This is a genomic window from Streptomyces sp. ADMS (assembly GCF_033441795.1).
GTDB lineage: Bacteria > Actinomycetota > Actinomycetes > Streptomycetales > Streptomycetaceae > Streptomyces.
On sequence record NZ_JAVFVX010000661.1, the window covers coordinates 1 to 224 of the forward strand.

Consider the following 224-nt stretch of genomic DNA (forward strand, 5'->3'; position numbering starts at 1 on the left):
GCCTTGGGCACCAGTGTGAGTGCCTCGACCGTGCCGGTGCCGGTGCCGGTGCCGGCACCGGTGGTGCCGGTGGTGCCGGTGGTGCCGGTGGTGCCGGTGGTGCCGGTGGTGCCGGTGGCGGTGGTGCCGGTGCCGGTGGCGGTGGTGCCGGTGCCGGTGGCGGTGGTGGCGGTGGTGGCGGTGGTGGTGGTGGCTTCCGTGTGCGTCTCAGCCATCGATGGCCT

At 75.0% G+C, this 224-nt stretch carries 1 protein-coding gene; it reads right to left on the bottom strand.

Translation table 11 applies throughout. The features are described 5' to 3' along the window. Window positions 1-224 (bottom strand): hypothetical protein (locus RB628_RS43130; protein WP_318325881.1); only part of this gene is annotated, 224 nt, incomplete at both ends.